This window comes from Nostoc sp. (genome assembly GCF_036917435.1).
Classification (GTDB): Bacteria; Cyanobacteriota; Cyanobacteriia; order Cyanobacteriales; family Nostocaceae; genus Nostoc.
This window is the reverse complement of sequence record NZ_JBALDM010000001.1, coordinates 306,504-318,760: the sequence shown is the minus strand read 5'-3', so window position 1 is coordinate 318,760 and position 12,257 is coordinate 306,504. Positions and strand designations below refer to the sequence as shown.

At 40.3% G+C, this 12,257-nt stretch carries 9 protein-coding genes; 4 read left to right on the top strand and 5 right to left on the bottom strand.

Annotated elements, in window-relative coordinates:
• From V7K98_RS01395 to V7K98_RS01385, 3 genes are all read right to left on the bottom strand, one after another.
• Positions 1-194, bottom strand: a 194-nt coding sequence (locus V7K98_RS01395; RefSeq protein WP_335018838.1) for a hypothetical protein, incomplete at its 3' end; no start/stop codon positions are given.
• 43 nt (positions 195-237) lie between these two features.
• Entirely contained in the window at positions 238-1,440 is a 1,203-nt protein-coding gene (locus V7K98_RS01390; protein WP_335018836.1) for an alpha/beta hydrolase, read from the bottom strand.
• 634 nt (positions 1,441-2,074) lie between these two features.
• Complete coding sequence (locus V7K98_RS01385) at positions 2,075-2,980, bottom strand: shikimate dehydrogenase (RefSeq protein WP_335018834.1); 906 nt, start codon at positions 2,978-2,980, stop codon at positions 2,075-2,077.
• An 81-nt stretch (positions 2,981-3,061) separates the two neighbouring features.
• Between V7K98_RS01385 and V7K98_RS01380 the strand changes: the two genes are divergently transcribed.
• Positions 3,062-4,000: an alpha/beta fold hydrolase gene (locus V7K98_RS01380; RefSeq protein ID WP_335018832.1), complete on the top strand. Its 939-nt coding sequence runs from the start codon at positions 3,062-3,064 to the stop codon at positions 3,998-4,000.
• Between the two features lie 158 nt (positions 4,001-4,158).
• Here V7K98_RS01380 and dxr read toward each other — a convergent pair whose 3' ends face one another.
• Complete coding sequence (gene dxr, locus V7K98_RS01375) at positions 4,159-5,355, bottom strand: 1-deoxy-D-xylulose-5-phosphate reductoisomerase (protein ID WP_335018830.1); 1,197 nt, start codon at positions 5,353-5,355, stop codon at positions 4,159-4,161.
• Between the two features lie 223 nt (positions 5,356-5,578).
• On the opposite strand from dxr, the gene V7K98_RS01370 reads away from it, so the two are divergent.
• The 3 genes from V7K98_RS01370 (at position 5,579) to V7K98_RS01360 (ending at position 9,913) form a co-directional block, all read left to right on the top strand.
• On the top strand, positions 5,579-6,181 hold the full coding sequence (locus V7K98_RS01370) for a hypothetical protein (RefSeq protein ID WP_335018828.1): 603 nt from the start codon (positions 5,579-5,581) through the stop codon (positions 6,179-6,181).
• Positions 6,182-6,505: 324 nt separating this feature from the next.
• On the top strand, positions 6,506-7,813 hold the full coding sequence (locus V7K98_RS01365) for a mannosyltransferase family protein (RefSeq protein WP_335018826.1): 1,308 nt from the start codon (positions 6,506-6,508) through the stop codon (positions 7,811-7,813).
• 177 nt (positions 7,814-7,990) lie between these two features.
• Complete coding sequence (locus tag V7K98_RS01360; RefSeq protein ID WP_335018824.1) at positions 7,991-9,913, top strand: DMT family transporter; 1,923 nt, start codon at positions 7,991-7,993, stop codon at positions 9,911-9,913.
• 566 nt (positions 9,914-10,479) lie between these two features.
• On the opposite strand, the gene V7K98_RS01355 is transcribed toward V7K98_RS01360, so the two are convergent.
• Positions 10,480-12,018, bottom strand: a complete 1,539-nt coding sequence (locus tag V7K98_RS01355) for an ArnT family glycosyltransferase (protein ID WP_335018823.1) — start codon at positions 12,016-12,018, stop codon at positions 10,480-10,482.
• Between the last annotated feature and the right edge of the window lie 239 nt (positions 12,019-12,257).

Genomic DNA, 12,257 nt, shown 5'->3' with positions numbered 1-12,257 from the left:
TCCATTAATGAGCCTTTGAACTCCATTAATGAGCCTTTGAACTCCATTAATGAACCTTTGAACTCCATTAATGAACCTTTGAACTCCATTAATGAACCTCTGAACTCCATTAATGAGCCTTTGAACTCCATTAATGAGCCTTTGAACTCCATTAATGAACCTTTGAACTCCATTAATGAACCTTTGAACTCCATTAATGAGCCTTTATGCTCTGATTGCTGCTGTATATTAATAAAATTATTGTTTAAACAACGCCCAAGCCAAAAATCTCTCGGTATGATATAACGCTAATTGATTGCTCACACCGTTGAAAACGGCATCAAAAGCGTGTTCCGCCCAAGGAATTTCTAGAAAAACCGCAGTATTACCAGAGTTATCTAAACGTTCATACATCTGTCTGCCAAATCGCGCTTCTACCAAATGGTCACGACTGCCGTAAATTAATAAGGTTGGTGGTAAAGGGTGCGTTAAATAATTTATCGGTGAAGCAATTTGATATTGATTAGGCAACTCCTCTAAAGAACCACCCATAAATGCTTTTAAAACAGCGCGGGTGTTGATAGGATCGGGAAAAGGCGGTGTTTTGTATCCTCCAACTAAGTTAACAGGCCCATAATAGTTGACCACAGCCCGAATGGGTGGTGCATCTGGTTGATAAGCCGCTAACATTGCTAAATGCGCTCCCGCAGAACGTCCTATAAGTACCATGCGTTCTGGATCGGCTTCATAAACTGCTGCATGTTTGCGAATAAAATTCAAGGCTGTACGCACATCATCTAACTGGGCTGGAAACTGATATTTAGGTGCGTGTCGATAGTCGATCGCAAATACTGTATATCCCTGATGAGCGATATATTGATTAAACTCAGAATTGGCATGAGGATTGCCATATTGCCAAGCTCCACCATAAATTACTACCACTGCTGGATATTTACCCACCTCTGGGGGTTGGTAAACTTCCATTTTTAAAGGTACTCCCGCAGGAGAAGCAAAAATAATATCTTTTTGATGACGAGTTTTACCTAATGGAATACCTCCAAAAAAATTAACTAAGTTAAAGGGATGGGTTTGCATTTTAGCCCTTACTTGCATTGGAATTTGCTCTAGATAATTTGTTCCTAACCCTTGCTGCATTGCTTTAGCCATCTGTATTTGAGTTAGTGGGATATTCACTAGCACCCATGCACAAAGTATCAATCCTATTGAACTAAAAATGAAACATAAACGCCATATTTTACGGCGGCGAATGTATAAGAAAGAAAGTAATAAAGATAGTAAATTTAATATCAACAACCAAGGGCTGATTTCTGGCGCTCCTACTGCTAGGGTGAGTAAAAACATATTTGGAGCCGGAAGAATAATCCAAGAACTTAGAAATAGGCTTGCAAAACTTAGTAAGAATACAAACCATGAGAAAAGTATTTTGGGTTTGGGAAACATAAAAAGGAGTCAGAATACAGAATTCAGAATACTCTACCCATAAAGGGATAGAGTAATAGTCAAGAAACAAGGTTGAAAATTTGTTTCGCCCAGAAGGGGACGAGGTTTTAAACCAATATTCATCCGCCACTCGCACAGAATTCATGCTGTTAGCGGATAGCTATGGTTTAGCCCATTATGGCTTCTGAATTCTATTCATAAAAGAAAAACCTCACCCTGTCCCAATACTGCGTAGGTTTTGAATATTCGTAGGTTGGGTTGAGGCAATGCGTTACCCAACAAACCCCGAAAAATGTTGGGTTTCGTTCCTCAACCCAACCTACACATTTTTATTTTTTAGGCAAAACCTACGCAGTATTGCACCCTGTCGTATCTTTAATCCCTCTCCTTAGTAAGGAGAGGGACAGGTTTTGCATCGCAAAACCAGGGTGAGGTTTACCGCAAATCGCCTCACCAAAAACTTATCTGTACACCGTAGCCGATGCTTTGGAGAAAATCTAGGATGGTGCGTTAGCCTCCGGCATAACACGCCACTACAAAATGGGATTTGGGGTAATTAAATTATTTGTGTGTACACCGTAGCCTTATAAAGGTGAGGGACAGGTTTTGCTAGCTGAGGATAATTATTTCTCGATCAACCTAAACCTAAATGTTTTTGCAAAGCTTGGCGCATCACTTCTACAGGTACATTTTCCTGCTGTAACCAAATTTTTAAGGCTGCTGCCCCTTGTTGGACTAGCATTTCTAAGCCATCGATCGCAATTGCACCTTGTTTTTCAGCTTGCTCTAGAAATTGCGTCGGTTTAGGGATATATATTAAATCGTAAGCGATCGCACCTTTTGGTAAATTCGCTATTTCCTCTCCACTCAAAGGCGACTCATCAACTTTGGGATACATACCGATGGGGGTTGCGTTTACCAGCAGATTAGCTTGGGGAATTAGCTTTGATAATTCCTCCCATTGATGAACTTGCAAATTCTCGGCTATGGGTGAATTACTCCAACTATGGTGGAATTCTTGTAATCTCTGCACATTCCGCCCTACAACGTGAATTTTAGCAAAACCTAGTTGGTGACAACCTGCTACAACTGCCCTGGCTGCGCCACCATTACCTAAAATTACTGCTACCTTCTGACTCCAATCTTGCTTATAGGTTGTCTGCAAAGGGGCGATAAATCCTTCTATATCTGTGTTTGTCCCCACCCATCGATTATTTTGGCGAGTAACAGTATTTACTGCGCCGATAGTTTGGGCAAGAGGGGTAATTTCTGAGAGTAGAGGCATGATTGCCTGTTTGTGAGGGATTGTAACACTAAAGCCGACAGCACCAATAGCGGCAAAGCCTGCGATCGCTACTTCTAAATTCTCTGGTGCTATAGGAAAGGGAAGATAAACATAATCTAATCCTAAATTAGCGATGTCTACGACGAGCTGCGCTAACGCAGCATTATGCATCACAGGCGACAGCGAATGCTCCACCGGATATCCAATTACCCCTAGCAGTTTAGTTTTGCCTGTAATTAATCTTTCTTTAGTCATAGTTATTTCTCCCTCATCTCTCCCAACTCTCTTCTCGCACTAGCCTACAATTATTAAAGCTACTTAACAATTCTTTAAATCATGCAGGCAACAACAGCCCCCTCTACAACCCCAATTCCTGGTAAATATTGGCAGTGGCGCGGGCACAACGTTTACTATGTGCGTGCGGGAGAGAAGCAAGGGCAACGTCCGCCTTTGCTTTTGATACATGGATTTGGTGCTTCCACAGACCACTGGCGCAAGAATATCACAGGATTGTGTCAAGATTTTGAAGTATTTGCGATCGACCTTTTGGGATTCGGGCGATCGGCAAAACCAAAATTGCAATATAGTGGCGACTTGTGGCGCGACCAACTTCATGATTTTATTAGTGAAGTAATTGGTCAAAAAGCAGTATTAGCGGGTAATTCCCTTGGTGGCTATGCTAGTTTGTGTGTCGCAGCCCAGTGTCCCGACAGTGCAGCTGGTTTAGTTTTGCTCAACAGCGCCGGGCCTTTTAGCGAAATCCAGCCGACATCTGAGCCTGAAGCTTTACAATCAGAAATTCAGCCTCCCAAGCAACCAGCTACTTTGCAAAAACTTTTTGGTGACAGCACTAAGTGGATTTTTCAACAACCTTTAGCCCAGTTTTTGTTATTTCAATACGTGCGACAACGTTGGGTAATTCGCCAAACCCTAGAAAAAGTTTATCTTGACAAAAGTGCCATAACAGATCAGCTAGTAGAAGAAATTTCTCGCCCTGCTAACGATTCTGGTGCGTTGGATGTGTTTGTTTCAGTCTTTAGCACTCCTCAAGGGGAAAAAGTTGATGTTCTACTAAAGCAATTAACTTGTCCTTTATTAATGTTGTGGGGAGAAGCTGATCCTTGGATGAATGCTAGAGAACGTTCCCAAAAGTTTCGTCAATATTATCCTAAACTTACAGAACACTTCTTAACAGCCGGTCATTGTCCCCATGATGAAGTACCCAATAAAGTAAACCAACTTTTAGGTGATTGGGCTTTATCTATCACCAATTAATACAAACCTCTCCCCGCCTTTAAAGTAAGTGGGCGTAAATAATTAAAGGTTTGTAGTAAGGGCTTTAGCCCTATTTTCAGGTCTAAAGCCCTTACTACGAGCCAATTTAATTAATTTTACATTGCGTAACATAGTTTGATTTATTCTTGCCCACCTACTTATCGCAAAGAAATTATCTGCGAGTGAGTTTCTAACTTTTCAGTCGCTGTTAAAACTTCTTGTCTTGCCCATTTATCTACTGCCAAAATGTCATCTAAAGAGGGATTTGGACGGTTATCATTTTCATGGCGATCGCACACCCATTCGATACACCGAGGAATATCTAAAAACCGAATTTTTTCATCTAAAAATAAAGCTACAGCTTGCTCATTTGCGGCATTTAACACGGCTGGCATCGAACCACCCGCTTTACCCACAGCATAAGCTAACTGCATACAAGGATACTTTTGGTGATCTGGTTCCCGGAAGGTTAAGTTTCCAGCTTTAACTAAATCTAGTCGTTCCCAGTTGGTGTAGACGCGATCGGGCCAAGATAGAGCATACAGTAAAGGTAAGCGCATATCCGGCCAACCGAGTTGAGCTAAAACGGAAGTATCTTGCAGTTCAATCAGCGAGTGAATAATGCTTTGAGGATGGATGACAATTTCGATATTGTCATAATCTAACCCAAATAGGAAGTGAGCCTCAATTACTTCCAGTCCTTTATTCATCAAAGTAGCAGAGTCTACTGTGATTTTCCGCCCCATCGACCAATTAGGATGCTTGAGGGCATCAGCAACGGTTACATCTGCCAACTTTTCTACATCCCAGTCTCGGAAAGCCCCACCAGATGCAGTGAGCAAAATTTTCCGCAAACCTGCCTTTGGTACTCCTTGGAGGCATTGAAAGATTGCAGAATGTTCGGAATCGGCAGGGAGTAATTTTACACCGTGTTTTTCGACTAGAGGGAGAACCACAGGGGCCCCAGCAATCAGGGTTTCTTTGTTCGCTAAGGCAATATCTTTACCTGCTTCAATAGCTGCGATCGTGGGTAGCAAACCAGCACAACCAACGATCCCAGTCACAACAGTTTGAGCATCGCCGTAGCGAGCAACTTCTATCACTCCGGCCTCGCCTGCCAGTAGAATCGGTTGGGGATCGAGGTCTTTGATAGCTTCTTTGAGCGCTGGTAATTTATCTTCTGAGCAAATTGCCGCTATTTTCGGTCGAAACTGCCGAATTTGAGCAGCCAACATCTCTACATTGTTCCCAGCTGCCAATCCCACAATCCGAAACTGATCTGGGTACTGAGTGACAATATCTAAAGTCTGAGTACCGATAGAACCAGTGGAACCAAGAAGAGTAATCGCTTTCACAATTGCTTAAGGATTTACAGACAACTCCTACTATAAATTGCTGGGGACTCTTTCATAACAACAATCACCATAATCGATACACTGATGCGGACGAGTATGACGCGGGGAGGGGGAGAAGGAAAATTTTCCTATGTGTCCTTGCCTTCGTGCCTGCGCCAGCCCCAATCCGTTAATTTCAAGGTTTTATAACAGATATATCTAAAAAAATGGATGAATATTTGCCATGACAAATAAACAACAAGATATGATAAACCTCCTGAATGAAATGTACTGGAATGAAGAATATTCTGGTGGAATAGATTACTTTAATCAGTTTATAAATGAATTAAAGAAATATGACCTTGCAGAAATATTAGCTTACCAAGCTAAATTTCCTTTTCTATATGTTCTGAGCTTTCTTTTATCGACTCCGTTCCTATGGGTGAATCAGTCGGTTAGAAACTGGGTTACAATTATGTCTGCCTTGAACCCAAGACCAAAACCATTTAAATCAGATATTGATGATGCAGGTTATATAGATGTTCATTTTTTATGTAAATACTTGAGAGTTAATGCTATAGAACTATTTTTACAACAAGAAAATTTCAGCAATAAAGATAAGGAAAAGCTACTTCTCTACTCCAATAAAGTAGCAGTATCTTTATTTATGAATGAGTTAGATATTGAATTTCTAGATGGGGAAAATTTTGTACATCTAGAGCAAATAGAAGTTGCGAGATTAAATCTTATTTCTAGTGGAAAAATTCATGAACTTAAACATACTGAAGATGAGCTTAGGGAATACATACAAAAAGAGCTAAAAGTCCTTTCTATAGTTGATGAGTAATAAAGGCAACCTTCTTAAGTACCAGATTATACTTAAACTGGTTTTATATTGCGTAAGTACAAACTACTTTATCGACTTTTAAAATAAACTCTAAAGCTGCTAAAATTTCGTAAACCTAGACAAAAATAGTATATTTTAAAGATAAATTCTGAGAGAATTGTCAAAAGGAACCAAATAGGAAATAATTTCAATTAATTGCTAATTTATCCAGTTTTTTAATTATTTTGGTGGAGGATTTAATATGCAAAATATTACTCATAAATTGCTGTGTTGCAGCTATATGTAAAAGAATGCAGAAAGGAGTTTGTTGAAGCATTTAACCTTATGGTCAAAGTTGAGATAGTTATAAAAAAAGTTTTATGGAAAAGTGATTTCCTATTTCCAGCAGCCTTATGGCTTGCCAGTCGAATATTCATTTGGACAGCTATGTTGCTGGTTGCGTCAAAACTACCATTACCAGCAGAAGAATTTTTGCCCCATTTTGGCTGGGGGGTTTTTGATGCTTGGGATAGTATGCATTATCGAGCGATCGCTACTTCTGGATATGAATTTGTGAATGACGGCAAGCAACATAATCTTGCCTTCTTTCCCCTGTTTCCTTTAAGCATCTGGGTTTTGATGAAACTGGGCTTGCCGTTTGAATTAGCTGGGACGTTAGTCAACAACCTGGCATTTTTTGCCGCGCTTTACTGTTTGTATTTTTGGGTTAAAGATAATTATGGCATTAATGCAGCGCAGTGGACTACTGCTGTAGTTTCTTTATATCCATCATCCATGTTTACGGGGGTAATTTACACAGAGGGGCTGTATTTGTTTTTGAGTACATCGGCTTTACGGGCTTTCGATCAAAAGCAGTATGGCTGGACTGGGCTTTGGGGGGCGATGGCAACAGCAACACGTCCTACAGGGATGGCATTAATTCCAGCATTAGCGATCGCAACCTGGAAAGAACGCCGACCACCCATAGCCTATATTGCTGGTTTTGCTACCGCCACTGGCATACTTTTATTCAGTTTTTATTGTGCGATTTATTTTGGCAACCCTTTAGCTTTTATCGAAGCACAACGAGGATGGCGACCAAATCTGGGGTTTGATTGGCAGGGTTGGTTGAATATGCTGATGCAAATTGCAGTTGGTACAAATAATTGGCAATATGGTTGGATTCAAAAACCATCTGGCGGCATTGAAGATCCCTGGTATCTCTTCTTGTTTGCCGTGATTGTTACCAGTGGCTATCTTTTATGGCGTTTCCGTCAACGTTTTAGTTCTCTGAAATTATTTTATGGGTTTTATGCTTTAGCCATATTTTTGTTGATTTTGGCGAGTGAAGAGTGGATGAATAACTTGCTCAACTTATTCATGGTTTTGGGTGGTAGCTATGTGTTGTGGCGCTTACGCACGCAACTGACCGCAGTTACAGTTATTTATGGCTTTTGCGGTATTGGTTTGCTGCTAGCCTCTGGAGGTACTATCTCCTTGAGCCGTCTTGCTTATGGTATTGTGCCTTTGAATATAGCTATTGGTGTGCTGCTATCTCGCCATCCTCGTCAGGGATATCTAATATTGGGCGTTTTTGTGACACTACTAGCCAAAATAGCTGTAGGATTTGCCCAAGAGCATTGGGTTGGTTAGTGGTCAATAGGCTTATAACCTATAGTAATCTCCTAAATCATTCGTGAACAATGAATGAGATACCCGACTTCTTGGAGAAGTCGGGTATCTAAGCCTTAGTTTTCAGATGATTTGAAAAACTGTATTGGGTTAATGGTTTGATTATTTATTGGTGAGAAGTTGAATTTAAATTTCCTAATGAATGTATCCAATCAGAGGAAAATAGCCCTAGCTGCATTATTTATCGGTGTAGCTGCCATATCTTTTGGCTCTATTTTCGTGAAATTGAGCGAAACTCAACTCAGCCCCAATGCCACTGTATTTAATCGCTTGTGGCTTGCTAGTGTAGTCTTCTTGTTGTGGAATGGATACAAAGCGGTACGTCAGCGACTTTCCTTAGAAAAACCTATTGAACAACAGCCCTACACCAGTCAGGATCTGTGGCTATTTTTTGGTGCCGGTATTTTTTGGGCTACTACTTTAGTCTTTTTGGCTTGGTCGCTGACTGAAACTAGCGTCGCAATTTCTAGTGTGTTGCATAACCTTGCCCCCATATTTACTAGCTTAGGGGTGTGGCTGTTATTTCGTAAGGGTTTTGAGAAGCAATTCCTGATTGGGATGGCGATCGCCCTTGTAGGAGCGATCGCCATTGAATTTGAAGAACTGCAAATCGCCACAGATGAAGTTCAAGGGGGCTTTGCTGCGATCGTTTCTGCAATTTTCTTGAGTGTATACCTGCTGATCGTAGAAAAATTACGAACCAAATTCTCTCCGGCTACAATTCAGTTGTGGATCTGTGCGATCGCGGCTTTAGTTATCTTGCCCATACTTTTATTCACTCAAGATCAGCTTTTCCCCTCTACATTTAGTGGGTGGCTTTGGGTAATTTCTCAAGCCCTGATTTGCCAAGCTATAGGTCATGGGCTTTTGACCTATAGTCTTGCCAAATTTTCCTCTGTGGTTGTCTCTTTGGTGCATCTGTTAGAGCCAGTATTTAGCGGCATTTTCGCTCTGATAATATTTTCAGAAAAATTAACTTTCTCAAATTGGGCAGGTTTCGCTGTAGTTTTAATGGGTTTATACTTAGCCGTATCTAGCCAACCTGCTGTTAATTTCCCATTCCAAGAATCAGTCACAACTATAGTTAACACTTTCATTAAAAGTATGACGAGCAAACTGTCATTAATAAAGCAGCAATTCTCCGAAACACCAGCTTTATTAGGAACTGCATCATTATTGTTTGCCTTAATTCCCATATCTTTAGCACCATCTCTGACTAAATTATGTCAACAAGAAATCGGTGCAAATGCTGTAGTATTTCATCGTAGTTGGATTGCCACAATTGTCTTTGGAATCTGGAATTTAATTGAGGCTTTCCGCAGCCAACAGTCTAATAATGAACCTAGAGAAAATAAGCCTTTTACGAGTCAGGAAGTGTGGCTATTGTTGGCAATGGGAACCTCTGCTGGAACCTACCTTCTTTTGTGGGCTTGGTCGCTGAGTCAAACTAGTGTTGCCAATGTTGCTTTACTATCTAATTTGAACTCCTTATTTGTTGCTTTGGCTGGATATGTGTTCTTCGGTCGGCGCTTCGATAACAGATTCGTGATTGGACTGATTATAGCCTTGGGCGGTGCGATCGCTTATGAACTCAATAAGGTGCAATTTGCAACCGATCAACTACTGGGTGATGCATTAGCATTCCTAACTGCGATTTTCATGGCTACGTGTATGCTGCTCATAGAACGGCTCCGAACCAGATTTAGCACTGCAACTATCATGCTGTGGCGCTGTGGAGTGACAACAATGCTTCTACTACCCGTCTTACCATTCCTCGAAGATCGGCTTTTTCCCTATTCCTCGACGGGTTGGTTTTTCATCATTTTCCAAGCCCTCTTCTGTCAAGTATTGGGCCAAGGACTTTTGGCTTATAGCCTCAGCAGAATTTCTTCAAGTGTCGTCGCCGTGACGCTTCTGCTCGAACCAGTCGTAGCCTCGGTTTTTGCTTGGTTCATTTTTTCAGAACAGGTAGGTTTGTTTGATTGGGCGACTTTCGCCGTAGTTTTAGTAGGTATTTATCTAGCTCAATCTAGCCAATCCACTGTTAAAGTAACAGACTAAGCCTCTTAAGTTAAAAAACATCTAATTTGCATAAGTAGGTAGGCGTAATTAAATATAAGATCAAACCTCACCCTCAATCCCTCTCCAAAGTATCGGAGAGGGAAGCCGGAGGCAGGTTAAAAAGTAAAAAGTAAAAAGTAAAAAGATAATCCCCATAAATAAATCTAGAGGATTTAAAAAGGATGCATAAACAAGTAAAAAGATAAAAGTAAAAAGTAAAAAGAAAGATAAATTCAATATTTCTTTTGCCTTTTTACTTTTTACTTTTGCCTTGTACGGATGCCTTGTTTCACAGCATGTCGTGTCGCACTTCGTGCCGCTACGCTAACGAAACAAATCTTTATTTCCTTTTCCATAAATAAATTCAGGGGCTTCAAACCGATTTTATTCCTCTTTCTTTTTACTTTTTACTTTTTATTTTTGCCTTGTTCGGTGAGGTTTTATATTTAATTTGATCCACTTACTTAACCAAATTAAACATAAATCTTGTGGGGTAGGCATCTTGCCCCGCCCAGTTCATGCAATTTAAATGTGGAACAGCTTATAAGATTTCACAGATTTTTAACTTATGGTGAAATCAATGTAAATCCTTTAGCTGTTCCAATGATTTTACTACCAGTTAAATTTATTTGCTGTAAAGCCCCATTATCTAACAGCAAATAAGATTTATTAGATAACATTTGTTGTAAATTCGGCAGAGTTGTAGCAGTTACCTTGCAATCGCTATAAAAATTTAAGCTAGGACGATTGTAAGCAAAAGAAGTATAAATTTGGGTTCCTGGTGAAACATTTGCCCGAATTAATTCTGCTACTGGTTTTACAGGAAAAGCTTCCTTTAATTCCCAAATCCATGCTTGCGAACTCATCAATAGTGCTAAAACTAAGTACATGCCAGAAAACAAAACTGGAATAAAGTTGCGATCGCGTTGTTTAATTAGCCATGCTGCGATGCCCATACTTATTGCTAAAACAATGCTCATGACTATTAAAATAGGCTCTTTCTTAATAGAAAAGTAAACACAACCTCCTAAACCAGCAATAGCAATAATAGCCAAAAATATTGTCCAACTTCGCACCTTAAAATGACCGTACTGCCAAATTTCGCTAAGTTTAGCACCAATTGCCAAAGCTAAAAATGGATATACAGGTATAACATACCACGGGAGCTTAGTTCTCATTAAAGAGATAGTTAATAAATAAACAATTGTGCCAATAATTACTAGACAACCCCAGGTTGTTTGACGTTTTTTCCAAGCTAGATAAAAACCTCCAGGGAGAAATAATAGCCAAGGAAAACTATACTTAATCAACTCAATTAAATAATACCAGGGAGGCCCGCTATGACCTTCAACAGATTGTGTAAGACGAGCAAAAGTTTGTGCTTGAAAATTTACTTGCAAGAAATTTTGGCCATAATGTTGCCATTGAGCAGCAAACCAAGCGATCGCAGGTGCATTTCCTAAAAGTATTCCCACTACTAGATAAGGGCTTGTTAACAAAGCAAACTGCCGATCTGCAATGAGAAATAAACAAGCGATCGCTCCTAGTGGCAAAACCATCATTCCTTTAGTGATAGTGATTAAACCCAGACAAAATCCCACGCCTAGAGCATACCGACGATTCTGACGTGCTTTTAGCAAACAAAACAACAACAGTAAGAAAAAGGTAATAGTTGCACCATCTAGCATTGCTAGCCGTCCGTGACGAACCACAGGCAACATCGTCAGGTAAACTAAAGCAGCAAACAAAGCTGGTAAACTTTGGTTAAAAAGCAAACATCCCACCAAGTAAAGCAAAGGTACTCCCAAGGCAGTTAACACTGCACCAGGTAGGCGTGTTGTCCACTCATTCACACCTCCGATAGAGTAAGTCCAAGCAATTAGCAAATGCATCAGGGGTGGCTTATTATGATAAGGTTCACCTCCCAAGGTGGGGTAAAGCCAATGCATTGAACCAAGTGGGGCACGCCAAATTTCACGGGCAACCTGCGCCACAGTACCTTCATCCCAATCTCGTAAAGGGGAGTTTCCTAAACATATCAGCCATAGAACTAAAGATATTACCAGTAGGCTAAATAACCATTCTTTTTGTCGGAATAGACGCATATCTCAAATCGGGATAATCATCTCAAAGAGTGTAAGGCGGTATTGTACCCCAGATTTCACAGGCGTTTATATGGTGCAATATATTAAATCTTATCTGCTCCAATTTTTGCCAAAACCGTGCTTCTAAATCTACATTTCCTGGAATTCGCTTTTTGAAAACACGCTTAAATGAAGAACTTAAACTTGCTTTTAGTGCTTATTCAATAAACATAACATGGTGAGCATTAAGCTAAAATTTT

Coding starts and splice junctions, on each gene's coding strand:
- V7K98_RS01365 (WP_335018826.1), top strand. CDS start 6,506: ATGGTCAAAGTTGAGATAGTTATAAAAAAAGTTTTATGGAAAAGTGAT.
- V7K98_RS01385 (WP_335018834.1), bottom strand. CDS start 2,980: ATGACTAAAGAAAGATTAATTACAGGCAAAACTAAACTGCTAGGGGTA.
- V7K98_RS01380 (WP_335018832.1), top strand. CDS start 3,062: ATGCAGGCAACAACAGCCCCCTCTACAACCCCAATTCCTGGTAAATAT.
- V7K98_RS01390 (WP_335018836.1), bottom strand. CDS start 1,440: ATGTTTCCCAAACCCAAAATACTTTTCTCATGGTTTGTATTCTTACTA.
- V7K98_RS01360 (WP_335018824.1), top strand. CDS start 7,991: ATGAATGTATCCAATCAGAGGAAAATAGCCCTAGCTGCATTATTTATC.
- V7K98_RS01370 (WP_335018828.1), top strand. CDS start 5,579: ATGACAAATAAACAACAAGATATGATAAACCTCCTGAATGAAATGTAC.
- V7K98_RS01355 (WP_335018823.1), bottom strand. CDS start 12,018: ATGCGTCTATTCCGACAAAAAGAATGGTTATTTAGCCTACTGGTAATA.